This is a genomic window from Burkholderia sp. Ac-20365 (assembly GCF_017104715.1).
In the GTDB taxonomy this organism is placed as follows: Bacteria; Pseudomonadota; Gammaproteobacteria; order Burkholderiales; family Burkholderiaceae; genus Paraburkholderia.
Window position 1 is genome coordinate 39,848 of the sequence record NZ_JAAGPI010000002.1, and the last position, 24,857, is coordinate 64,704.

A 24,857-nucleotide genomic window follows, 5' to 3' on the forward strand; every position below is an offset into this window, starting at 1 on the left:
GGCCCAAACACCGGGTCGGTGTGACGGGCGGCGCAGACGTCAAGCTCTGCCGATAAGCACCGGGGCCGAGTGAGCCCCGGTCCGCTGCTACCGCAGGCTGCAAGGCGATACATTGCATAACAGCGGTCATCCATGTTCGGCAGCGAATCTGCCCACGATGCTTAAGACGGCAATATCCTGATGGTCATCTCATTGATTCAATCCGCAAGGTCCGCCGACTGCCATTCGACGAAGAGCATTCGTTCGACCTCAAGCATGGTCGTTTCGTGAGTCCGAAGCAGGTCGGCGAGATACGCCTGGTCAATCAACGCTACCGAGTTCAAAACCGCGTTCTCTTGTGCCTGCGCATTGAAGAATTGATTTGTGACGCAGACTTTTTCGAACGAGACATTCGGGTGCCTGCGTCGGTAGAACGCTTCACCCGCCACAACTTCTTTTACGGCGTCCCAGCCAAGTTTCGTACCATCAATTCCACTGGTTTTGGCCTGAATTAGCTGACCTCGTGCGCCGTCGATGGCTACGATGTCGACACCATTGTCATTCGTGCCCGGTGTTCTGTAGCAGTCGAATCCACGCTTACTCCAGAGCGCGCCGACAAGACACTCGAAATGCTGCCATCCCATCCGAAGCGCCATATCGAGAGTGATGCGTTCATCCAGGTCGCTGGCCTGTGAGTGCGGCACAACGTCTGCGATATTGAAGTCGCCCGGCGCTACGTCTCCCGCACCGTTAAGCATGTCCTCTGATAGCGCTCGCTTGTGGGCAAGCAACTGGTCAAGCTTGACATCGAACGTCGTGAAATCGTCCGCCCAAACAGTTGGGTAGTAGACGTACACCGGCTTCTTCTGATTGATGCGGTACGCGCGGTCGGTCGCCTGGTCTTCCTTGGCGGGATTCCAGGTGCGTGAGTAGTGAACAACATGGTTCGCCGCCTGGATGTTCACGCCGAATCCAACGGCCACAGGCGAAAGCACCAAAACGCCGAAGCCCGGCGCTTCTTGAAAGGCTTTGATTCTCTTCTGCCGACTGGCGACGTGAGTCGATGACGCACTCGTGTCCCCGTTGATGATGTCGGGTCGATAGCTGAACTCGGCTTCGATGTAGTGCTGCAGAAGTCGCTGAATCTCCCGGAACTCGCAAAAGACGATTGCCTTCTCGCCCTTCGCCCTGATTTCGGAGAGCTGCTTGAGCAGCCAGTCGAGCTTCGGAGATTTCGCGCGATAGTCGCCCATCGGCTCCGGCTTGAACACGCTCAAGCCATGCACTCTCGGGTCGGTACACACCAGCCTGAGATAATGAAGCAATCCAAGGTGATTTTTGAACGGCGTCGTATGGTCGGGCTCTTTTCGCCGTTTGAAGCCATCCACCGCCTTCGCATAAAGGTTGCGCTGAACGCTAGAAATGGGGAGCCGCCGACAGTCGTCGACCACGATTTTCGGTGGGAGTCCTGTATCGACCTCCGTCTTCAGGCGCCGGAGAATCTGGGGTGAAATGCGAGCGCGCAGCTCTTCAACACGGGACTTTTCTTCGTCGGTCTTTGCCTCAATTGGCTTGCGGTATCGCTCACCAAAATCGTTCAGTGCACCCAGCAAGCCCGGCTGCACGTAGTCGAAAAGACACCACATATCGGCCAGTGTGTTTTCGACCGGCGTGCCTGTGCAGGCAATCCTGAACGCCACGTTCTGCTTCTTGGCTGCCCGGGTCACCATTGCGGCCGGGTTCTTGATGCGCTGAGCCTCGTCGCACACCATCAACGACCACTTCTGCGCAGCGAACGAAAACTCCAGGTCGCGCAAAGTTTCATACGTCGTCAATACCACCTTGGCATCGCCAATCCAGTTGGGCTTCAAAAACTTCACCAGACCGTCCTCAGCCTGCAGACGCTGGTCTATCTGGCCGCGCGGTACGCGAAACTCGGCAAGGCTATCGCCATACGCAGTCAACATCGGCAATGCGCCCGGCTGAAAAAACTTGTTGGCTTCCTCAGCCCAGTTTTCCAGCAATGAGACAGGCGCGACCACCAGCATGGGATTCATGGCGGCGTCCTGCTCCAGCAACCAGGCCATGAGCGCCAGCAACTGGAAGGTCTTGCCCAGCCCCATGTCGTCGGCAAGGATAGCGCCGCGAACCTGGTAATCGGTTTGCAGACTGAAGAGATGCTGCATCCAGGCGAGGCCTGCCTGTTGATGCGGCAGCAAGGCGAGCCCCGGGCGAATGCTTTGCGGAAGCTTCGGACTTGCTGGTACCGACTGCAGCGCCTCCCGGCGCAATTCCTCGTATTCGAGTGCCTGGATGTTTGCGCGCAGAACAAGCTGCTTTTTGGTGGCCCGTTCGCCGGACCGTTTGCGGGTTTTTTCCGGGTCAAACTGCTTACCCGATTCCAGGTCGGAAAAAAGATTCTCGAACGTGGAGATGATTTCCTTCGCATCCGATAGCGAAATAGGGTCCTTGAGCCAGCCAACGTCGAGCTTTGCCGCGCCTTTCGCGTCGGCGTCCTGTACGTCATTCTTCAGCTTCTCGATGGCCGGCTTGTTGGTAGGCACCGCTACCGGCTCGCCACCGTCTTTTGGCTGGTAAACAATGACGGGCAGGATGTTCTCAGGAAACCAACCCTCACCTTCATCCTTCTTCGTTATATACGGCGAATGGTAGGGCTTTTCCACACCAATTGATTCGATGCGCGTCGAGTAGCCTCCCAGGTCATGGACCTGAGCGTAGGAGACCAGCGTGGGAGGAGTGCGCCGTTGTGCGAGTGCAGCCGACAATTCCTTGAGGTGCTGCTCCGAATCCCCCTGCAGAGCAAGGTCGTAACCCTGCCAGGCAAGCAGCTGGTGGCCAAGCGCGAGCGACCGCGAAAGAGCCGAGACGAACGTGGAAAGCTCGTTGTCGTCGAGCCAATGCGTCTTCGAGGAGGTCGGTCCACTCGCCACGGCCGATTCGACAAGCAGGCCGACGCGCAGTGCATAGCCCGCAGCATTGCGCTCGAACGTCGGTACAAAGCGTTCGTAGTCGAGACCGGCGTCTTCGCGAGCGCGCTCGAACTGCGACTCTTCGATGACGTCGACGGCATCCGCGCCCAGCGCCGCGTAAGGATTGAGCAAAAATGCCTGTGCCCGTGAGCCGGCGACGCGTCGTCCAGGCAAGCGCTTGATTTCACGAAGCACCGTCTTCACTTTCGGCGTGACCAGAACCTGGACGATTCCTTCTCGGGTCGTGATGTCGTATCGGTCACGAATCTCGCGAGCTCTGTCAAAGGTGTCGAGCCAGTCGTCTGGTGCGCCGTCGAAGGTTGGCTCGATTTCGACTACGTGGTCGTCCGCCACTTCGACCGACCGCCTCAGACCGATGTTGAGCTTTTCGGGACTCAACACCACCGAGCGGTAGAGAAAATCATCGAGTCCTGCTTCGGCTTCGAGCGCGAGCTTGCGAATTCGCCCCCAACCTTGCCGGTTGGCCAAATCAGAGCGGTCCTCGTCACCACGGCGCGAGAATGCAACCACCGCTTTGAAGAGCTTCCATTGCGCTGGGCGCATCAGCGTCTCTGCCGTGCCTTCCGACATCACCGGCCCCGTGAGAGTGCCTTGAAATTCGCGGCCACCATCGACGCGCCATCCATCTACCGCAATACCGAACTCGCGGTCGACCAGCGAATGGCCACTTCGCAGGTACGGACGGAAGTCGGTGAAAGGTGGAATTCGAAGAACGCCGCGCAGTTGCCCGTAGTCCTGCCGCTCGAGGATTTCATATACCGACTGCCAGTCCAACAAGAAGCCGCCCTCGACCGGATTGGCGAGGCCGTCATCGATGAGCTGCGTGATGTAGCCTCCGACGAGGTCTCCGTCGACCATCGCACCCGGGCCTTCAATTCGACGAGCCAGCACGATGCCCTTATCCGACCACTGCCGCTTCCAGGTGGCGACATCTTGCGCTTTTGCCTGCTTGAATAACTTGAACACAGTTTCGCCTTATCTCCACCAACCCTTGCCCGGCTTCACCTGGAAGCCCCAATCCGCGAGGACTTGACCGATACGCCCATCTTCCTCGTCTCCGCGTACCCACAAGTTTCCGCCGAGTGCAGTCCGGTCGTCGATTTGCAGACCATGCGTTGCTGCGAATCGCTTGAGCGCGACATGCGAGTAGGATTCGTGCGTTGCAGTGTGGTTTTGCGTCGAGCGAGTGTTCTCGCGAGACGAGCCCAGACTCGTCGGCCGCGTGCGTTCGTTAGTAGCTTGGCTTCTGGTAGATGAACGTGAAGTGTCGACAGAGGGGAGAATCTGAAAACTCTCGCGAAGCGTTGCCTCGAACATATCCTCCCAGCGATTCCAGCCATGGATGCCATCCCCATGCTTGAGCCAGAGTATGCGATTCGAACGCTTGAGCGAATTCCGCTCATCTTTCCCGAGCTTCAGTGTCTGACTTGTATTAAAGGGAAGCGAACGGCTGGCGTCATAGCCATAAAGCGCGTTTCCTAGGCCACTAAACTCCACCGCGACCAGCTTGCCCATCGTCATGATGAAAGCGTTATTGGCACCAGAGGCGTCGAGTTCGCGCGTCAGGCCCTTCATTTTCCTGCGCAGCGCGACGAGGTCAGGTTCACGCGAATTACGTGCGGTTGAACCCAATGCGAACTCGATGTCGTCAATGGACTTGACATATCGCTTCCAGAATTCCATTCGGCGACGGTCGGCGAGCCCGTCCTCTGCCAGCTTCGTAAAGAAGGTCTCGATAAATTCGAGCTTCAGCCAGTCAGAGACCATCGTTCGAGCCGCGGGCGCGACGCCACCCCATCGTGTCGCATTTGACGGCAGCCACGGATTGCCCCACCAGGTAACAGCATGGTCGCGAAGTCTGGGATGGAGCGGGCTGCCAGAGACCCGGGCGTATCGGTCAAGGGCCAGAATGGTCCCTCGGTCGCGGAGCACTTCGTTATGGGCCAGCAGGACGAGCAAGCGAGGTAGCAGGCTCACAAATTCGTCGTCACCGAGTTTCGTCGCGCCTTCAACCTGCGTTAGCACGAGCTGGCGCAGAAACCACGACTCTTTTCCGATTTGAAGCTGCTCGCAAATGCGGTCGATATGCGATTCGTCGCCGCGCAGCAGCTGGCTCACATAGGGAGTGCAGGGAGCTTCGCCGAAAAGTTGTCGATTCTCAATTGCTGTGTCGACCCATGCAGGGCCTGGTCTGCTGTCCCGTATCTCACGGTTGCGGTCGTGAAGGTAATCCCGCAAAGTCAACCAGTTCTTCTTTCCGGCGGGCGCTGCTTCAGGCGCGTCCACGTCATAAGTGAAGTAGCTCTTTGCGAGCCCTTGATAGCAGCGTCGGTATGACGCGGTCCTGGTTATATAGCCGTCAACACTGTCGAGGACACGCTGCAAGCGTGGTCGGTCCTCCATGACGCACTCACCCTGAGGGCGGTGCGGAATACATAAGCCAAAGGACAGTAGGTATGCATCGCGGAACGTGGGCACTTCCTGGCTGCTCCAGTACCGCCGGACCGCATCGAGCTGATGGTCGTGCACGGGTTCGCGGCCGCTACCTGATTTTGCACGCGCTTTCAGCTCTTCGAGAAGTGCGTCGATTTCGCCGCCCAGGCGAACCGGTTGCGTCTCCTCGATGACGGACGATTGCAGTAAGGACGCGAGGTAGTTCAGTGCATTCATCGCAGTGCGCAGTCGCCAAAGTTCCCCGATTGCACCGGGACCGCAGCTCTTTCTTCTCCAACCCCCAGGAACTCGAGACGCATCTCGACGCGGCGACTCTCCTCGTCCGTCTCCTTCGAGTCATTGAACGAATATCCGCCGACCAGGAACAGGTTACGTACGTCTTCCTTCTGGTCCTCGACGAGCAGACTCGCACCAGCCGTTGCAAACATGCTGCACAAGACCCGCTCGCTGCGTTGAAGGCTAAGGTTAAGGTTGCTCAGGTACGTACCGGTTCTATCTGTGTAGCCTTCGACAACCACGCGCTTAAGTACGCGCTTGCCCAGGTCACCGTTTGCCAAGGTCAGGATTTCAGGGACGAATTGACGCAACACGGCTTCCTGCTCGGGCGCCAGATTTGATTTCCCAAACGCGAAACGCGCACGGTCTCCAAAATCGATGACATGCCGGTCACGGTCTATCTTGATGCCGTTGTACCGCTTCGCTGCGGTTTGAAACCGGTCCAGAATAAGCTCTATGTCCTTCCGATGCTGTTCTTCACGTTTATCCCTCTCCGTTACATTCTTTGTCACGGCGAGCAAAGCGACGCCCATGACGACGAGAAAGAGGACCATCAGCGCCGTCATCAGGTCAGCAAAGGAAATCCAGAAGGGCTTTTCCGCCTCATCGCGGCCTCCACGCTTGACGACGATTTGAGTTCCGAACATCGTCTACCTCCTCGCAGGCGCCAAGGTTCCCATCGAGGCAAGCGTTACCTCCAGCTCACCGACTGCGGAGGAAAGCAATCCCACTGCCGAAGTCAGTTTTGTATGGAACTCGGCATTCGCCTTATCCAGCGTACGCTTGACTTCGGTCGCGAATGCGCCGTGTGCGTCTGCCAGAACGCGGCTCACACCAGCAAGGTATTCGTCGGCCTGCTTTTGCGCCGCGCCGAGATGGCCGGTAGATGTTTCGATTCGATTGAGAATGTCACCAGTCAATGCGGCCTCTCTTCGTGCGGACTCGACGGTGGCGCGCAACTCCGTGACAAGTTGGCCGATGCTGTCGCGATGAGCGCGATAGTCGCCCAGAAGTTCCTGGATGGCTCCCGCCCCGCTTGTCAGATTCCCAGCCGTCGCGGCGAGCTTGGTCGAGACATCGGCGGTTTGACCCATGACGCTGGCGACGCGCTCGCCAGCGGCGGCGAAGTTTCGCGACGCCGTACCCAATGCTTCAGCGCCAGCGTGCATACGGTCTACCGATGAAGCGGTGGTCTGGGTCAAGGTAGCGACGCTTTGCGCCATCTGCGTCGTCGCAACACCCAGTTCCTTGACAACGGCATCGACGGATTCGGACATTGCTGTAACAGCCCCAGTCGCACGCTCAGACATGGCGCTCTCGCGTGCCCGATTGTTCTCAAATACTTCTTTCTGCGCGCCACTCAGTGTGGTCAGCATCTCTCCCACATGCGTGCCAAGCGTTTCGAGCGTCGTCTGCAATTTCTGGCTCGTCTCCGACTGGGATGTCGCGACTAATTGGCGCAGTTGCTCGATGAATGCAGCCGATTGGGCGTTCATTGCCTCCTGTCGCGACTCCATCTTCTCGATGGCCTCCGCCATGCGCTGCGCCATCGCATCTGTCGAACGTTGGCTCGAAGCTTCGATGTTCGAGACCAGGGTGTGCAAGGTGGTAACGGCTTGCTGAATGCTCTGGGCGGTTTGCTGGTTAAGTTCGGTAAGCCCCGAAATCTGGCCGCCAAACAAGTCATTTAGACGTTGGCTGAAGCTCGTCATCACGTCCTGCAGCATCCGTCCGGCGCTTGCGCTCTGGTCGCCGCTGGCGCTTTTGACCGTTGCTGCAATTTCATCGAGCGGGCCTTTGAGACCCTGCTGGATGCTCTCCGCGATAACCTGTCCAAGAGCCGCATTGTTCTGGCGACCCGCCTCCGCGACCAGTGCGGTTTGTTCTTTGCTCGCCTCGATTTGCGCGTTAGTCAACTCACGCAGCAGCTCTCCCATCTCCTTGACGAGAGCGTCCTTCAATATTTTGGATTGGCTCGCCGACTCCTCCGATGCCTTGACCAGGCGCGCCAGGTATTCTTCGCCGGCCCCCGCCTCAAAGCGCGCGTCAATCGCATGAACGATTTCTTCTGTACGTCGGTACAGCGAGGCAAGGAGAAGCTTTTCGAAGAGCGTGGTTAGCATCGCCGCAGCGATTGCCGAGGCGGACACAAGAAACGCCTCTCCCACCGAATGCATAAGTGATTCGAGGCTGCCGCGCACGGTCGCCGCGTTATCGCTGATTTGGAAAGCGTGAAGGCCTTCTATCAGCCCGCTGAATGTCCCGATGATACCGATGCCAGTAAAAATCCCGGGAACATGCTTAAAAAATTCGGTGCGCAAGCGGCTGTCGACGACAACCTGGCTGTTGAAATACAGCTCGGCGGGCACGGTGGCGCGTACGGCGCGCACGACCATCTGTCCATCGCGCTCCTCACGCTGAACGTGCAACGATTCGGCATACTCGTTCCAGAGATGCGCGAGCCGACGGTCGCCAGCGAATACCGCCTCGAACTGTGAAGGGTAATTTCCGTCTTCAAACCTTTCAATGCGACGCTGAATAGAGCGCAGCCGAGCCAGATGCCTTATCGCCGGGCCGAAGAAAAACGCCATGACAGCAACCACGAGGGCGGCCAGAAATGCGCCCGTGACGAGTGCGGGCGTCGGTACGCCCGCAAGTAACGACTGGATGTTCAACTTCGGTCTCCCCGGTTAAGGGCTTATTTGTTAGCGTGTTTTCCTCGGCGCGTCCCTCTCCAGACGCGCTTCGGCAGCCAAACGACCGCCCCGGTCAAAATCGGCAGGTAGTCAGGCAATTTGCTCAATATTACGGCATATTCTTCCGAATATTAACGGAGAAGCGTCCAAATACTGCGAGCATGAGCTGATGTGCGAGGGGGCGGCGTCGTTGGACGGGTTAGACTCTCGAGCAATGTTCTAAATGCACCCAACATACTTGGCTTTGGCTGTTCGAAGAGCTTGCCCATCCGGTCAGTAAATGGACCGGAGTATTGCTTTCGGTCGGACCGTGGTGCTCGCTGAAAAATCTGGCGGTGAACAATGCTTTGCTGGCCCCGGCCGCCCTACCGCCAGCTTGTTCGATTGAGTCGACCCACGTCGCGAGCAGCCTCCGTTCCCTGACCGCGCACAGGCCCTTCCATTTCCAGTCACCAAACATCAGGTGCTCAGTCGAATTACGCATCTTCAGTGAGGACTGTGGGGCATTTCGTCTTCGAGTGGACATTTGGCTTCGTTCACGTTGGGACTAAAGTTGTCCGCTGAACTTCAGACCGCACCGGCCCGCGGTACATCGCAAGTCTGTGCTCCTAGCGAAACCACGATGCGCGCGCCTTCTGTAGTTCAAAATCGTCCGTGTCAGTATCTGTCGAGGATTACTACAGGACTCTGCCAAACACACCGTGTACTTATATGCCCTACGTCCATCAAGACTTTGAACGCGAGAAGTTGTATGAAGAAATCTGGTCGGAGCCAGTCAGCAAGGTGTCAAAAAGGTATCAAATGTCTGATGTGGGTCTTCGAAAGATTTGTCTGAGCCTGGATGTCCCAGTCCCACCCCGCGGCTACTGGGAAAAACTTGCTGCCGGCAAGGCCGTGAAAAAGCCATCGCTGCCGCCAACCAAGGGAGCCACAACTTACCGACGCTCGGTCTTCAGAAACCCACACGACGATGAGCTGTCACTGCGCACCCAGGCGCGAATCGATGAGGACGCCGCCAGTGCCCCGGATGCGCCGTCCATCAGCATGCGCACATCTATTGACGAATGCGTGCCCCTGGTCAAACGGATGGCGAAAAAACTCGAAGGTAGGCAGCGCGACTCCCGGACATGGCCATATTGCGAAGGAGCCGGACTGATGCGGGCCGCCGTGTCTCCGCAGAACTCGCTGCGTGCGCTTCTCGTGCTGAACATGCTTATCGAGACACTAACGGGTGCGGGCTATTCGCTTTCCTCTGGCGGAAAAGAGGACGAGCCCGCATATGTGACGCTGCTTGGCAGCAGGTTGACGTTTCGCGTGAGGGAGCGAGCCCGCCAGGAGAATATCCCATTGTCCCGGGAGCAACTGGCCGAAAACAAGCGCGCCGGGTACAACCTGCACAGCCAAGGCTACGTCTACCATCCCACGAATGAACTGGAAATATCAGCTTTCAGTGTCGGAAGCACCTATGCAGCGGCAACCGCTGCGGACAGTCGGAGCGCCTTGGTAGAAGCGAAGATGCAGGCGTTCGTTGGCAGGCTTCGACATCTGGTTATTCGTAATTCCGTACAAGCCGAGATGCGGATTGAACAACGGGCAGTCGCCGCTGTGCAAGAAGCCGAGCGCGCAAGGTTGGCGGCGGTTCGCCGAGCGGCATTTGAGCAACTCAAGCGGGTCGAAGAATGGGCCTCGAAGCTTGAGCGAGCGAATCGCCTGCGGACGCTCGCAAACGAATTCGACCTTAAGAAGCTGAAGTCGTCCGACGATGTTATCGATGCCACATGGCTGCGACGTGCTGCAGACTGGCTGGACCCAACTGTCGAATGCCGATGGGACGATATGGACAATGCGCCAGCTGGATACGGTGAGCTCTAACGGTCGGATGCCGGCCGTAGGTAGGCTCAGTCAGTGCCAATGGTATCCAAAACGCCGGCGAGCGTTTGCCGCGACGGTGCCCAGCGTAGTGACCAACCTAGTTCATCGATGTGAGGCACTAAAGTGTTCAGGGCGGCAACAGCGGAGCGCGCCAGATGGCGCAGGCCACATCGAAACACAAAGGAGCGCGTCACGGCACGGAGCGCGCTTTCAAAAGGCAAATTCTTGGTGGAGCGGAGGAGGCTCGAACTCCCGACCTTCGCATTGCGAACGCGACGCTCTCCCAGCTGAGCTACCGCCCCACGTCGTTGCAATATTAGCATGGCGGAATATTAATTTTCCATGCGATGTGTCGGGGCGTACCACGATAGTCTTTTTGAGACCAATGGCCTTGAGGTTGTCGACGATTTCCGAATACCCGCCCATTCCGTTCCCGCGGAGATGACTTCAATCCGGGAGACGGGGGCCATCTGGATTTCTCCAGGCTGTTGCCGCGCGTTCACGCCACTCTCCTTCGGCGGGTGCGCTCAGCCATGCCATAGTGGTAGTTCAGCATGTCAAAGCGATAACTCTCAAACTCGATGGGGTTCTGGTCGGCGAGGGATGCGAGGTTGCCGGCAATCCAAATGTGGCGGCAGGTTGTAGTCCGTCGTCGATGCATTCGTCCGGTCGAGCGGAACGGGAACACTGATGTCCGTCAGAAGGCGCGTATCAAAATGCACCTTCGTTCAACATGTACGTCTCAACTTCTAACCGGTTCTTTAGAGCAATCTGCTGCGCCTCCGGTTTGGCTTCGCCTTCGAGGTCCAGGCGCAGATGTCGCAGAGCGTAGAAGAGAAACGCCTGTCTGCAATGGAACTCGACTTGTCCGTTCTCCATCCCAAAATCAAGTTCAATGGCAAGTCTGTGCGACTTGCTCAGTTCGGGATGCGGAATCAATACTAAAGGCACTATGGTGTGCCACTTCACATCATCATCCGGACTTGCGGCGGCCGGCTCAAAGCTGTCAACCTCCAGCATGCGCGCAACAACGAAGTCCAGAAACTGGTTGCGCATGTGGCAGTAGGCGCGTGCGTGCCAGCGGAAGCCATCGTGAGCAAGTGCATGCGGAGAAATCGTACGCGGGGAAGGCTGTGGTCGTGTCATCGATTGGTACAACACGCGTATCGCACAGCGCTCGCGAATGGCTCGAAGAAGCGCGACCAATACATCGACACGGATGGTTCGACCTGGATGTGGCACTGTTGCGACCGGAGGCGCCCAAGTGATGAAGCTGCTTTCCTCTGAGTCCAGCCCGGAAGCGTGCGACAACAACTCGTTGAGATAGCGACCAGAGTCGCTCGACGGGTACAGCGGCTTAAAGTCGGCAGACGCTATGTAGACCCGGGAGCTGCGGTCGTAATTTAAGTTAGTCGACGCCAGTTCCGTATATTTAGCGATGTCTAGCGACGCTTGGGGCACGGAAATGCCAAAGAACTCTGTGAGGTCACTGCGGTTGAGACGGCCGTCCCACCGAAGTCGAAAGTCAATGAATTCCAGGCGACGGTCCTGGCTCCACCGACCAGGGGCGCGGCTACTGGATGACCCTGTTGGGTCCGATGTGGTGGGCAAGCGTTCGGGCATCGTCGGAATTCTCTCACGAGTAGTAAAAAAGATGTGCGAATAAAAACTAGACTCGTATAGAAAGTAGTCGTATAGTGGCTCCAGCAGATTGTCTCGGAGGTCCAAGTGGATAGCGTCACTGGTTACCGTTTCGTTGGGAGATGGGCGTGAAGGCGCTTCGGGGCGCAGCGGCCCTGCGCAATCTGCGCGACCAACCCCTCTGGCGCCTGTTGGCAGCCAACAAGGCACCCGTAATAATTGCCTTGTTCCAGTCGCTTTTCACGGGCACTGACAAGGCGTTGCCAAGTTCGGTGCTTCATGAGCGCCTCGCTCGTGACATCGATTCGCTTCGCTCGACCGGCGAAGACCTTCCCCAAACGTCCCAAGCGTACGTCTCTGAGTGGCTCAATCAAGGCTGGTTGACGCGCCGGTTTCCCCTCGGGGCTCCCGAAGAAGAGTACGAATTGTCGGCCGAAGCGCTTACTTCGGTGCGCTTTGTCACGGGACTCTTGACGCCGAGAACGACCGCCACAGAGAGCCGGCTTTCGGTGGTCATTCACCAACTGTCGCGACTGGCTGAAGAGACCAATACCAACCCCGAAGCACGCTTGGCAGCGCTGCGCGCTGAGCGCGAGCGTATCGACACGGCCATCGCTGATGTCGAGCGTGGCAGCGCGAAGGTGCTGCCCCCGGACCGCGCCATCGAGAGCGCGCGCGAAGTCATCGCTCTGGCCCAAGACCTTGCGGCCGACTTCCGAAGCGTCCGTGACGAGTTCGAGCGGTTGAACCGGGGGCTGCGGCAGAGCCTCATGGAGAACGAAGGTAGCCGTGGTGACGTGCTTGAACAGCTTTTTGCCGGCGTTGACCTTATCGGCGAGAGCGATGCTGGTCGCACTTTCAACGCGTTTTGGCGGTTGCTGACAGACAGCGAGCAAGCCGCCACTCTTCGAGAGTCGTTGGACGAAGTGACGAGCAGGCCCTTTGCGCGACAGTTGGAATCGCACGAACGCAAATTCCTGCATGGGCTAACGGGCGCGCTGTTGAACGAAGGACGAGCGGTACACGACGTGTCGCAGCACTTTGCACGGAGCCTCAAGAGCTTCGTGCAGAGCCGCGAGTTTCTTGAGCACCGGCGGCTGCACCGCCTACTGAAAGAAGCAACGCAGGCAGCGCTCACCGCCAAGAATGCAGTTCGCCCCAATGAGCAGGTTGGTTTCGAGCTCATGCAGTCTAGCAGCCGCATCCGGTCAGTATCACAGTGGGCGCTCTATGACCCCACGCAACGAGTGACGGATTCGTCAATGCGGGTTGCGGAACCCTCTGAGCTCGACCTGGAAACCGTGAGCGAGCTCGTGCGGCAGTCGGAAATCGACTTTCGAACGCTCAAAGCCCACTTGCGGACCATTCTCGAGCGCCAGTCGCAGGTCACCATTGCTCAAACACTAACCGAGTTTCCAGCGGAACAAGGTCTTGGTAGCGTTGTTGGCTATATGGCGTTGGGTGCCAGGCACGGCGAGGTCACGGACAGCACCGAGCTCGTCTCATGGGAAGGCGACGACGCGACCCAGCGTCGCGCCAAAATTCCAACCATCTATTTCATGAGGGAGCGCTATCTTGAACTCGTTGACTGACCCTACCGACGAAAGCGTCGCTGGCGAGCACGCGCCCGATACCCCAGTTGCTGAGACTGCGACGTTCCGAGGCGATACCGGTTCGCTTCCAATTGATACCAGGCGGGTGCTGGTACAACTGCTTCTGGGCCCTTCCGTGGACGCCCGGCGCCAGTCAAAGCTCTGGCCGGTGCTGCTTCGCGATGAAGCCGTCGTCCGCTCGCGCATGCATGACCTCTTTCTCGAGGTCGTCATTGACCACGAGCAGCGAGTCGCGTTCACGCGGCAGGTCGCCTCCGAGGACATCGATGTCCCCATCCTTCTTCGCAAGGCATCGCTCACCTTCCTGGATACAGCGTTGCTGCTCTTCTTGCGACAGCGCCTGACTCAAGCCGACGCGCAGGGCGAACGGGCTGTCGTGTCGCGCGATGACATGCAAGAACACCTGTCGGTGTTCGAACGGGGGAACAACCCCGACCACGCAAAATTTGAGAAGCAAATCGTCAACGCCGTCGACAAAGCCAAGAAGCTCAGCCTGCTGCAATTCGTTCGCGGCTCTGGCGAGAGGTACGAAGTCTCACCGACGCTCAAGCTCCTCTTCTCGGCTGAAGAAATTCAAGACCTGGCACGAACTTATGCCGCTCTGGCGTCCTCGCATTACGCGATAAACACCGGCGAAGGCAACGCCACTGAAGACGATGCATCGGCCAGCAGTGCCGAAAACGAGGAGGACTCGCTGTGAGCATCGACCAGCACGTGTTGTTGGACGGCAGCGATGACCAGTTCCGCCTTACGCGCATACAGACGTTCAATTGGGGAACCTTCTCCAACGTCTTCGACTTCCCCATCCCCAAGGAGGGCTACCTCTTCGTGGGGCCGTCTGGTTCGGGGAAGTCGACGGTTCTGGACGCTCACGCCGCGCTGCTGACGCCACCGAAGTGGTTGGATTTCAACGTTGCAGCGCGTGAAGCAGACCGACATGGACGCGACCGCAGCGCCATGACCTACATTAGGGGGGCTTGGGCCCAGCAAACGGGAGATGGTGGCGAGTATGTTTCACAATACCTTCGCGGCGGCACGACCTGGTCTGCCATCGCCGAGACCTACCGCGATGCACAAGGTCGGGTGGTCGTGCTCGCGCAAGTCCTATGGGTCAAGGGCAACACCACGGCGTCAAGCGACGCCAAGCGGCTGTACCTCACCCTCGAGCGTGAGTTCGAGATTCAGGAACTGGAGTTCTTCGCCAAGAACGAGTTCGACACCCGCCGCTTCAAACACGACTTGCTCGATGCGAAGGTGTACACCGAATTCAGCGCCTATCAGGAGCGCTTTCGTCGTCTGCTGGACATCGATAACGAGCGTGCCCTCCGCCTTCTGCATAAGACGCAGTCGGCGAAGAATCTCGGCGACCTCAACGTGTTCCTGCGGGACTTCATGCTGGATGAGCCTGAGGCGTTCGCCATCGCCACCAGCCTAATCAACGAGTTTGGCGAACTGAACGAGGCACACCAGGAGGTGGTGGCTGCTCGCAACCAAATCCAGATGCTCAAGCCGGCGCGGGAAGAGCACATGGAGCTTGAACGTGGCAACAACGACCGCAACGGGCTTCAGGCAATCCAGACTGCCATTGACCAGTATCGAGAGCACCGTCGCAAGGTCCTCGTGGACGAGCGGATTGCAGAGCTGGAGGTCGACGAGGAAGCATCGCGGCAGGAAGTCCAACGTCTCTCGCAGATTGCCGATGACGAGTCCGTCAAGCTGACGGACCTACAACGTCAGAAGCTCAAAGTCGGGGCTGATGTCTTGGTTCGTCTCGAAGAAAACATCAAGGCGGCGGAGGCAGATAAACTCGTCCGGATGAATAAGCGTGACCAGGCGGCTCTCGCGTGCAAAGTCATGGGATGGGCGATGCCTGACAGCGTGGTGTGGTTCGTCCAGCGAGTCGAAGCGGCCAAACAGCGAGTCCTCAGGGCTCACGACCTGACGAAGGAAGTAGAAGACCGAAAGGACCAGCTCAAGGCAGACCATCGGCAGGCCAGTGAAGAATTCGCCACAGCGGTGGCCGAGGTCAAAGCCCTGGAGCGTCAAAGGTCCAACCTTCCGGCACGGCTCGTGGACTTGCGTGAGCGCATGGCCCGTGACCTTTCGATACCCGAGGCGAAGCTGCCTTTCGCGGGTGAACTGGTGGAAGTGCGTTCTGATTCGACCGAATGGCGGGGCGCCATTGAGCGCGTCCTCGGCGGTTTCGCGCGCTCTATCCTCGTGGATGAGAAGCTCTACCCGGCGGTCTCGGCTTACCTGAACGAGCGCAACATTGGCGAGCGACTGGTGTACTTTCGGACTGTCCAGCAGGCATCCGGACGCACGCCTGGTCCCAATTCTCTGGTGCGAAAGCTGAACTTCGCGCAGGGAAGCTTTGGTGAATGGGTGCGGGAGGAGCTAAAGCACTCATACGACCTTGAGTGCACCGACACGCTACACGCGTTCCGCAATGCCCCTCGTGCCGTCACCCGAGAGGGCCTGGTCAAACACAACACGGTGCGGCACGAGAAGAACGACCGCCACTCAGTCAATGACCGCAGCCAGTGGGTACTGGGCTTTGACAATAAGGACAAGCTCACTCTGTACAGGAACAAGGCAGCAGAGCTTGGCGGACGCATCGCTGAACTGCGGATGGCGCTGGACAAGATTGGGGATGAAGAAGTCCTCCAGCAACAACAGCTCTTGCACTGCCAGAACCTGTCGAACCTGACGTGGAACGACGTCGACGTCGGCGCACTTCTGGCCCGCATCGACGACTTGACGACACGCCTCAACGCGGAGCGGGACGCCAGGCCAGACCTTGCCATCCTGGATGACCGCATCAAGACGCAGGAGGACGTTCACTCCAAGGCCGTTGGCAAGAAGAACGAAGAGGATGTCAAAGGTCGCTCCATCAAGTCCGACATCGAGAAGCTGAATGTCAAGCTGGCCGAGCTGGCTCGTTTGTGGCCCGCCTCTGACAGGCCACCGGCGTTCGCCGCCCAAATCGAAGCGCGGTATACGGCCACCGGCAAGCAGGTTACTCTCGACAACCTTGACCAGGTGAACGGGCAGGTGGACCGGGGCCTCAGCAATGAATTGCGTGCGATTGAGAGTCGCCTGGGCGACTTGCGTAATGCTATCGTCCAGCGTTTCGTAGAGTTCAACCGCTTGTGGCCTTCGGTTGCTGGTGGTCTGGACGCTACGCTGGCCAGCGCCGACGACTATCTGGCAAAGCTCAAGCGGCTGGAAGATGACAACCTTCCGGCGTTCGAAGACCGGTTCTTTGGGTTGCTACGCGAGCAGAGCGACCAGAACCTGACTCTTCTGGCTACCAAGCTCGACGAGGAGCGCTCGGCAATTCGCTCGCGCATGGAACTGGTCAATGAGAGCCTCGAGACGGCGCCGTTCAACCCGGGAACGCACCTCGTCATCGAAACGACCGACAAGTCGCTCGAGGATGTGCGGCTCTTCCGAGCGAGTTTGAGGGAGTCGCTCAGCCACTCGTTCTCGAACGACCGCGACCTGGCCGAAGAGCGCTTCAAGACGTTGGCTGCCTTGGTTAAGCGCCTCGCCAGCCAGGAAACTGTGGACAGGAACTGGCGAAATCTGGTGCTCGACGTCAGGCAGCACGTGGAGTTCGTTGCTCGCGAGCTTGACGAGGACGACGTCGAGGTGGAGGTCTACCGTAGTGGCGCAGGAAAGTCGGGGGGACAGCGCCAGAAGCTGGCAGCTACCTGCCTGGCGGCCGCCCTGCGCTATCAGCTTGGCGGCCAGGACCGCGCGCTTCCGAGTTACTCCACCGTGGTGCTCGACGAAGCTTTCGATAAAGCCGATGCAGAGTTCACTGCGATGGCGATGAACATCTTCAAGACATTCGGGTTTCAGATGATTGTGGCCACCCCTCTGAAATCCGTGATGACACTGGAACCTTTCATCGGGGGAGCATGCTTCGTGCATATAAAGGACCGCAAGAAATCTGCCGTCATACCCATCGAGTACGACAGCGAGTCCAATCGCTTGAAGTTGACTCAGGACGTACGCAATGCCGAAGAAACTGCTATCTCCTGAGTCGGCGCGCGAGTTCCTTGTTCGTCGCTTCAATAACCAGCACGAGAGCTGGCTTGCTGGGGAGGGAGCTTGGCCGCTGGTCGTCGCGCTGGGTGCTCCCACCGACAAGGACATCGCCGAGGATACTTCGGCGGTCCGCACATGGGCTTCCGCTTGGCAGTCGAGAACGGGTCCGGGTGAAGTTGTCTTCGAAGAGCGCCAATTTGCTCGGTTTGGAAGGCATCGCCTTCCTGTCAGCCTGAACTTCGCGAATGCGACTGCCGTTGCGACTGCCGTCGGTCAGACCAGGCGCTGGGAAACTGCAACGGAGCGCTATCAGCAGATGTTGAATCGCTGGCCGGTGCTTGCAAAAAACAAGGTCTTGGCATCGAGGTTCGATGTGCTAGCCGACTACCTTCCGGCAGATTTCGAGCGGCTGGTGACGCTGTTGACATGGCTGGAAGCGAATCCCGATTCCGGACTCTATCTTCGGCAACTTCCTGTCGAGGGGCTTGACACGAAGTGGTTGGAGAAGCGAACAGGCCTGGTGGCGGGGCTCCTTCGGTCGTTGCGCGGAGTCACTGTCGACGACACCGACTTCCATGCTTTGTCCGGCTTGAGGAAACCTGCGCACAGGGTCCGAATCCGACTCCTATGCCCAGTCCTGCGCGAACGGGTCGGTGGCCTCTGTGACATCGAGGCACCTATAGCTGAACTTGCGACGCTGCCTATTGAGCCCAAGGCAGTGGTTATCGTCGAGAATCTTGAGACGGGCATGGCACTCCCGGATGTTCCGGGTACAGTGGCAATCATGCGGCTTGGTAATGCGGTGAGTGCGTTGCATGTCCTGCGATGGTTGCGCGGGCCGCAGATTGTCTACTGGGGTGACATCGACACTCACGGTTTTGCAATTCTCGACCGCGCTCGCAGGGTCATGCCTCAGCTTCGGTCGGTACTTATGGACGAAGCAACACTGGTTTCACACCGCCCGCTGTGGGTGGAGGAATCTTCACTGTGTCCCAATGTCCCGTTTGATGAACTGACGGCTGAAGAGCGACGCGTCTACGACAACCTACGCGCTGGTAGCTGGGGGCAGCGCGTCCGTCTTGAGCAAGAGCGTCTGTACTGGGCTACGTCGATAGAAACGCTAGTGCATGCGCTTGAGGGTCGGACTAACGTCGAGGAAGGCGTGGGACTATCCGTTTCTCCGAACGGCCTCCAGCTGTCTTGAGGTCGGGAAGCTTGGTACGGAGTTTCTCAGCTTATGCGTCCGTTTTTGGGGATGAAAAGGGGAGCGATTTGAGTTCGCTTGGCATGGATAGGAACGGGGACGTCCGCAGCGCCTCCGAGTTCAAAGAAATCTTCGAGGAGACCGGTAACTCATACGGTCCGTACAAGTGCCCCTTCTGTGAAGTTCCGTTCGAAGACCGATGCATCGTGACGGAGTGTGTGAAGGCGCCACATTTCAAACTTCCGAACGGAACCGCCCACCGCAATGGTTGCAACGGCGAGGCGGGCGATGGTGTGACTGCTGGCGCGAACGCCCCGTCAGAGGCATCAAAGCGGACCGTCGTGGGGAGAATCGAAATACCCGAGGCTTTGGTGCGCCGACGAAAGGCGTCATCCGTACGCAACCCCGGCGACGATGGGCTTGGAGCACCGCCGGATGCGATTGAAATTGTCCGGCGTCGCAGATTAATTGACTCCGACAAGACCATTTCAAGTTGCTTCACCACTTCACAGCTCCGGCCCATTGTCCACGCATACAAGCGGCTACGGAAGCATGCATACGAGCAGGCTGTCGCAGCCGGGCTCGAGCGCGGAAGTGCCGCATACAACGCACGGTTCCGCGAAATTCTCGACGTCCATGACTTATCGCTTTACAAACAAAAACTGACGTACGGAAGCGCGTTTCAATGGAGCAGGTTGTCGCCTTGGCATGTAGAGCGCGTATATAACGGTTCAGGGAAGGTCCTTGCGGGGAATGACTGCCTGGTCATCAAAGATATGAATACGTGGCCGAGGCAGCTAAAAAGCAGGGACCTCATACCGTTCGAAATTAAGGTCAGTAAGGCGCTGGCATCAGATGCACCCACCAGTCTTTTGCGCGCGCTAGCAGAGCTGGAACACATTGCCGCATCGGGTGGCGAAGTCGAATGGTGGGCTTACGGCGTGCCGCTTCTTCAAGGTCAGAAATTTGAGCTCTCTGTAGATTCTTTGGACCATATCTACTGGATTGGCCAACATCAGCGTTGAAACTTGAGCTAGATGCCGGCTGGCGTCGCGCGGTTCAGAGTTCGGCTAGAGGGCCGCGCTGAATTGCTGCTGGTCGAGAGAAATGGCCGCAATGATGGACTCGAATTCCACCATTAAATCCGGATGGTGCTGGGCAACGTACTGACGTGCAGATTCGTTTTCGAGAAGCTTGGCGAGATACCCTTTGGCGAGCACCAGGTTGAGCACATCCTGGCCGTAGTTCTGCTCGACCAACTTGTATTGACCTTGGAGGTTGCTCATTTCCCGCTCCATTTTCGCCATCTGCTCCGGACTGACACCGGTCAGTTTTTGTGGCTTCTTACCCTCCACCAGAAGCGCTGCTGGCGTAGCAACCAGCAATGCCTCGGCGTAGGCAACGGACACATTGTTCGCGGCGACCATCAGCTCGACGCATTCAACTTGCCGCGTCGGCTTCATTTTGCGGATAGCGCGAACAAGTTCCGCCGAAAACTGCCGGTCGCCGAGAAGCTCGGCCGCTTCCGGGCACACGCCATCGAGGAGCGACATCTTCTTTAAGATTTGGGATACGTCGACGGAAAGAGCTTTCGCCAACCGCTCGGGCGATACGCCTCTCTCAATTACGCGCCGTATCATGTAGTGCTCCTGGATTGTCGACAGGCGATTGACACGGTTGTTATAGGTGTAGCTTTCGTCGTCGGTCGCGACAAGGCAGGCGGCACGCTCATGCTTCAGGTCCTGGATGGCGAGTAAGCGCAGATGGCCATCGAGAAGAACATGCTGCCCGGAAGACTGGTCCGCAGCCATTACAGAGAGCGGTTCAATCAGTCCCACCTCCTCAATGGAGGTTCTTATCTGCTTGAATTTACGCGACTCTACGACGGGTGCTGCAATCCTGCGCGATGGCAAGATACTGGAAACAGGCACCAACAATGGCTCGGGAATAAATCCAAGAGTGACGCCAGTCATGTAGCACTCCCGCTTGGCCAAACACGCTCGGCAAGGTACTTCGGCAGGCTGGCCAGTCCCTCCGCGCGTAAGAGGTTGATGAAGTTCTCATCAGAAAACAGCTGCCTCAATGCACCGACGACAAACAACAACCGCTGTTGTGCGAATTCAGCCTTTCTGACCATGGATTTCTGACGTTCTACTTCTCGCTCGTACGTTCGCACGAGGCTAGATGTCGTGACGGCGGCAGACTTGCTGGTCATATTGTGTGCGGTGCTTCGTCCGAGTGCCTTTCTTCGCTCAATGACACGACGGGCGCTCATCAGTTGCTTGCCCCGCAATTTTCCCGATTCGTACGCCTCCTGGAGCGCGGCCTGTATCTGGGTATCGTCGTCGCCGGCTCCGACGATGATGAGGGCGGCATTCAGGGGAACGAGGCCTTTCTCCACCGCAACAACAAGTCTTTCTTCACCCTGATGCAGCAGCGTAAGGATGCCGTGAACGTAGGTCGCGGTGAGCCCTGTCTTTTCGGCGATGACCTTTGGTGCATATCCCTGTTCCTGCAATTGCCGAATGCCAGCGAGCCGTTCGAGAGGGCGACACTGTCTGCGCGCGATGTTTTCAGTCAGACTCATGACGAACGCGTCCTCGTCGCTGACGCTGACAACGAGCGCGGGGATGGTCGCCTCTCCAAGCGAGCGGAATGCCTTCAATCGGCCTTCGCCGCACACAAGAAGATATTTCTCTATGCCGCTGGTCGTCGCTCGCGGCGTCACCACGATGGGCTTTTTGAGGCCAATGGTTTTGATGTTATCGACGATTTCTTTGAAAACTCGACCATTCCGCTCTCGCGGATTGATAACTTCAATCTGGGCGACGGGGACCATCCGGATTTCTCTGGGCTGCTGCCGCGAATTCACGCTACTCTCCTGAGACGGGCGCGTTCGGCCATGCCATACAAGTAATCCAGTGTATCGAAGCGATAGCTCTCAAACTCGATGGGATTTTGGTCCGCCAGATGAATGCGAGGCTGACAAAAATCCAGATGTGGCAACAGGTAGTAGTCCAGCGTCGATTCGTTGGTCTGGTCGAGGCGCACGGCAACCGTGATGTCCGGCAGAAGACTGGTATCGAAGCGCACCTTCCAGTGATTGCGACCATTGTCATGTGCCTGACAACGGGCGAGTACGATGCAGGCTGTGAACTCCTCGTTGACCGTCAGCAGGTCGGTTGCGGGGTCGCGTATCACTGAGCCACCCAAATCCGCGATTTTCGTTTCGGTTTGTGAGACGATTTGCGGATGGAGTTGCCGCAGGAAGCGGTTGGTTTCGATGTAACGGTAATCCCGGCCGGGTGTAAAACCAACGGTCTGATACGCGCGAATCAGACTGCCAAAACGGTACACGTAGACCGATGTGGATGGCATGCCATCGGTTTCATCAATCACGACACCAGAAAGAAATCCTCGACTTCGATACAGGCCGCGCAGCCGCTCGATTAATTCCTCGTTTGAATAGCGACGCGCCCGGGCTCTCATGATGCCTTGAGCAGTGTAGAACGTCTCGCTCGGAACAATTGCCTGAAACGCACCTTCTTTTCGAATCCACATATCAGGTGTGTTGGTCACACGCATCTTCTTCAGCTTGAATGACACACGGTTGTACACGTTATTGCCGATGTATTTCTCGTTGGTCAACACCTCGCGTACCGTGGCTCGTGTCCATTCCCGGTCGAGGTCAGTCCGAACGCGCATACCGTTCAGACGCGCGGCGATTTCGTGTTCGTCGAGCGACTCATCGATAAACCAGTCGTAAATCAGGTTGACCGTTCGCACCTCGCTTTCCGGCCCCGGCATGAGAATCACCCGGTCTGTCTGGAGGCTTTTATGTTCGCCGCGGTGCAATTCTGCTTTCATAAGGCCATGGTCATCGACTAACACGCGCCGCAATCCATAGCCTGCCGGCCCTCCTTGCCGGAACCCCATTTCAATCAAGCGGCACTGGCCTGCGAACACCTTAGCCGACAGCTCCCGGCTGTATTCGCCAGCCATGGCCCGCTTCACGCCTTTGACGATAGTCGAGACCGGTGAGCCGTCGTTCTCAAACTGCTCGGCGCAGTACGCGACCTGGATGCCGGCGCGGCGGCAGATGTACTCGTAATACGCGCTCTCGTCCGCATCCTGGAATCGCCCCCATCGACTCACGTCGTAAACAAGGATGACGCAAAAGTCAGCATTGCCATTGACGACATCAGAGATGAGATTTTGAAGCGCCTGCCGGCCGTCAATCCGTAGCCCGCTCTTACCCTCATCGGCATACGTACGGACAATTTGGAATCCGCGACGGGCAGCGTAGTCTCGAATCCGGTCGCGCTGATTCTCGGTGGAATACTGCTGGTGTTCGGTTGACATGCGTACGTATTCCGCTGCGCGCCCGGCAGAAGAACTGGCGCCGACCGGCGCATCCGCGCTATTGAATGACATGCTCCACCCCGTAACTCAGACACGGACAGGCCGCACGCATAGGACGCAAGTAGACGCCCGATGCGGACCATCGAATGGTCGCGGTCGAAAGCGAACGGCGACAAGGCAAAGGTAGCAGGCTCGAAACCGATGCGTATCAAGTCATCTATTTGCAATCACGTCGGCGGCGCAGTCGGCGCAGACAGCACGGCGATGTGAACGGTCCACGCGTCCATTTTTGCAACGCCGGCGTCAGCCGCGCGAGACAGCAGGTAGAAGCCAGAGTCCAGCGGCCGGGAAAGCTTGATGACATCCATATTTGCAATTGCGCTGGAGCCCCGCCGCGCATTGCGCGACCGCTGCATACTGCGGTTGCGCTCGCAATACGCTGGATGCGCACCCCGATACTCACGCCAGTAGCGCGAGTGGCCCGCGCGCCATTTCGCCTGAGCGCGAGCCTGGTTGTCGCGATAGTCACTGTCGTTACGGAGCCGGTTGCTCTGCCAGTCGCGTCGCCGGGCGCGCTGACAGGCCTCCGAGGAGCAATATCGTTGACGGGGGACATGCGGCAGCGGTGCAAACGCGTTGCCACAGGCAAGGCAAAAGCGGGTCGATTTCATGTGCCCCTCCAGGTCAGGTTGCAACGGGCGCACGCAGAGGTTCCGACCTGTCACGGCGGACTCTGGTGTGTTAGAGACATACATTTTTCGGACGAACTTGCCGGCGAATCACACACTTTTCGGACAGGTCACAGCCGTCGGTGCTTGGAATCGCACATGTTTCGGTCGGCCCGAAGTCATTGGTCAGGAGGAATCCGCGCACATACGGAAGCGCCGGGTAGATGTGACCCAATTCGCGCCGAAGTCAGAACGCGAATCGCGCAACCGCGGCTACGCTAGTAACACCGGCGGGCAAATAGCGGCGGCGGCGCGAACGCGTTGCCGCGAGCAAGGCAGAGGCGGGTCGATTTCAAGGGGCTCTCTAGGTCGCAGTGCAACGGGCGCATGCGGCCGTCTCGACCCGCCGGCGAAATCACTGGCGTGGGAACGGATGGAGAAGGGGCATCCGTGCGCATCCAGCGGATTCCCATCACTGGCGAAAATCGCTAGAATTTTCTTACTTCAAGCGCAGTTTTTCGAAAAACGCGCGCGTGCGCGACCGCCGTCTGCCGACGGGAGAGCTCGTTTCTGGGACTTCGAGCACAACGCATTTGACGTGGCCCGGGTTTGAATTTCTCGGCTTATGCGTCCGCTTTTCTCACGTTATGCGTTCGCACTGGCTGGAGCGCCTTCTCTGGCAAGGGCCAGTTTCTCGGGATATGCGACCGTCTACACGTCTCGCACGGAAGCAGCCAGGCATTAACAAAAACTCCAACCGTCACCGGTTGGAGTTTTTTTATTTGCCGAGCGGATCTCAAGACCACTTACGCGCATACCGGTCTTTCACGACTCGCGAGATATAAGTCGCGAGACCTTGTCCGGCCAAAGCCAGCCGCTTCATTTCCTCAACCTCACGTTGTCCCGTCGAGGAATAGTCATAGCGATACACATCACCGTCGCGAAACTTCACGGTGATCGCATCATTGGAAATGTCGTACGCAACGACACCCGACTGCCCGCTCAAATCCCGATACCGCTTCATT

The 24,857-nt window shown here is 58.0% G+C and carries 16 protein-coding genes, 1 tRNA gene and 1 pseudogene; 6 read left to right on the forward strand and 12 right to left on the reverse strand.

The features are described 5' to 3' along the window. Nucleotides 1-197: 197 nt before the first annotated feature. Genes G3O01_RS45530 through zorA form a run of 4 tightly spaced genes read right to left on the reverse strand, consistent with a single transcriptional unit; the run spans nucleotide 198 to nucleotide 8,395 of the window. Nucleotides 198-3,956, reverse strand: coding sequence for an SNF2-related protein (locus G3O01_RS45530; RefSeq protein WP_205803145.1), 3,759 nt, complete (start codon nucleotides 3,954-3,956; stop codon nucleotides 198-200). Between the two features lie 9 nt (nucleotides 3,957-3,965). Beyond that, a complete protein-coding gene (locus tag G3O01_RS03535) occupies nucleotides 3,966-5,660 on the reverse strand; it encodes an EH signature domain-containing protein (RefSeq protein ID WP_205803146.1) in 1,695 nt (564 codons plus the stop codon). After that, nucleotides 5,657-6,367 carry an OmpA family protein gene (locus G3O01_RS03540; protein ID WP_205803147.1) on the reverse strand — a complete coding sequence of 237 codons (711 nt, stop codon included), beginning with the start codon at nucleotides 6,365-6,367 and terminating at the stop codon, nucleotides 5,657-5,659. Before G3O01_RS03540 ends, G3O01_RS03535 begins: the two co-directional genes overlap by 4 nt. A gap of 3 nt (nucleotides 6,368-6,370) precedes the next feature. Beyond that, on the reverse strand, nucleotides 6,371-8,395 hold the full coding sequence (gene zorA, locus G3O01_RS03545; RefSeq protein ID WP_205803148.1) for an anti-phage ZorAB system protein ZorA: 2,025 nt from the start codon (nucleotides 8,393-8,395) through the stop codon (nucleotides 6,371-6,373). Nucleotides 8,396-9,127: 732 nt separating this feature from the next. Here zorA and G3O01_RS03550 point away from each other — a divergent pair. Then, on the forward strand, nucleotides 9,128-10,288 hold the full coding sequence (locus G3O01_RS03550) for a hypothetical protein (protein WP_205803149.1): 1,161 nt from the start codon (nucleotides 9,128-9,130) through the stop codon (nucleotides 10,286-10,288). 226 nt (nucleotides 10,289-10,514) lie between these two features. Here G3O01_RS03550 and G3O01_RS03555 read toward each other — a convergent pair. The 3 genes and pseudogenes from G3O01_RS03555 to G3O01_RS03560 all read right to left on the reverse strand — a co-directional run bounded on the left by G3O01_RS03555 (nucleotide 10,515) and on the right by G3O01_RS03560 (nucleotide 11,749). After that, a tRNA-Ala gene (locus G3O01_RS03555) sits at nucleotides 10,515-10,590 on the reverse strand. Between the two features lie 197 nt (nucleotides 10,591-10,787). Next, nucleotides 10,788-11,013 (reverse strand): annotated as a pseudogene (locus G3O01_RS45110) (recombinase family protein); the annotation flags it as partial. Further along, nucleotides 11,000-11,749 carry a WYL domain-containing protein gene (locus tag G3O01_RS03560; RefSeq protein ID WP_309786831.1) on the reverse strand — a complete coding sequence of 250 codons (750 nt, stop codon included), beginning with the start codon at nucleotides 11,747-11,749 and terminating at the stop codon, nucleotides 11,000-11,002. The gene G3O01_RS03560 and the pseudogene G3O01_RS45110, both read right to left, overlap by 14 nt. 302 nt (nucleotides 11,750-12,051) lie before the next feature. Between G3O01_RS03560 and G3O01_RS03565 the strand changes: the two genes are divergently transcribed. From G3O01_RS03565 to G3O01_RS03585, 5 genes are all read left to right on the forward strand, one after another. After that, nucleotides 12,052-13,521: a DUF3375 domain-containing protein gene (locus tag G3O01_RS03565; RefSeq protein WP_241023646.1), complete on the forward strand. Its 1,470-nt coding sequence runs from the start codon at nucleotides 12,052-12,054 to the stop codon at nucleotides 13,519-13,521. Next, nucleotides 13,505-14,242: a DUF4194 domain-containing protein gene (locus G3O01_RS03570; protein WP_205803152.1), complete on the forward strand. Its 738-nt coding sequence runs from the start codon at nucleotides 13,505-13,507 to the stop codon at nucleotides 14,240-14,242. The genes G3O01_RS03565 and G3O01_RS03570 overlap by 17 nt, the downstream gene beginning before the upstream one ends. Next, the gene (locus G3O01_RS03575) at nucleotides 14,239-17,592 is read left to right on the forward strand and encodes an SbcC/MukB-like Walker B domain-containing protein (protein ID WP_205803153.1); all 3,354 of its coding nucleotides are present in this window, start codon (nucleotides 14,239-14,241) and stop codon (nucleotides 17,590-17,592) included. Before G3O01_RS03570 ends, G3O01_RS03575 begins: the two co-directional genes overlap by 4 nt. Further along, entirely contained in the window at nucleotides 17,567-18,802 is a 1,236-nt protein-coding gene (locus G3O01_RS03580) for a DUF3322 and DUF2220 domain-containing protein (RefSeq protein ID WP_205803154.1), read from the forward strand. Before G3O01_RS03575 ends, G3O01_RS03580 begins: the two co-directional genes overlap by 26 nt. A gap of 68 nt (nucleotides 18,803-18,870) precedes the next feature. Continuing rightward, nucleotides 18,871-19,827, forward strand: a complete 957-nt coding sequence (locus G3O01_RS03585; protein WP_205803155.1) for a hypothetical protein — start codon at nucleotides 18,871-18,873, stop codon at nucleotides 19,825-19,827. Between the two features lie 45 nt (nucleotides 19,828-19,872). Here G3O01_RS03585 and G3O01_RS03590 read toward each other — a convergent pair whose 3' ends face one another. The 5 genes from G3O01_RS03590 to G3O01_RS03610 form a co-directional block, all read right to left on the reverse strand. After that, on the reverse strand, nucleotides 19,873-20,775 hold the full coding sequence (locus tag G3O01_RS03590; RefSeq protein ID WP_205803156.1) for a plasmid partitioning protein RepB C-terminal domain-containing protein: 903 nt from the start codon (nucleotides 20,773-20,775) through the stop codon (nucleotides 19,873-19,875). After that, the gene (locus G3O01_RS03595) at nucleotides 20,772-21,674 is read right to left on the reverse strand and encodes a ParB/RepB/Spo0J family partition protein (protein ID WP_205803157.1); all 903 of its coding nucleotides are present in this window, start codon (nucleotides 21,672-21,674) and stop codon (nucleotides 20,772-20,774) included. Before G3O01_RS03595 ends, G3O01_RS03590 begins: the two co-directional genes overlap by 4 nt. Then, nucleotides 21,671-23,236, reverse strand: a complete 1,566-nt coding sequence (locus G3O01_RS03600; RefSeq protein ID WP_205803158.1) for a recombinase family protein — start codon at nucleotides 23,234-23,236, stop codon at nucleotides 21,671-21,673. Before G3O01_RS03600 ends, G3O01_RS03595 begins: the two co-directional genes overlap by 4 nt. Nucleotides 23,237-23,391: 155 nt before the next feature. After that, nucleotides 23,392-23,835, reverse strand: coding sequence for a hypothetical protein (locus G3O01_RS03605; RefSeq protein ID WP_205803159.1), 444 nt, complete (start codon nucleotides 23,833-23,835; stop codon nucleotides 23,392-23,394). A gap of 793 nt (nucleotides 23,836-24,628) precedes the next feature. Continuing rightward, on the reverse strand, nucleotides 24,629-24,856 hold the full coding sequence (locus tag G3O01_RS03610) for a hypothetical protein (protein ID WP_205803160.1): 228 nt from the start codon (nucleotides 24,854-24,856) through the stop codon (nucleotides 24,629-24,631). Nucleotide 24,857 lies beyond the last annotated feature (1 nt).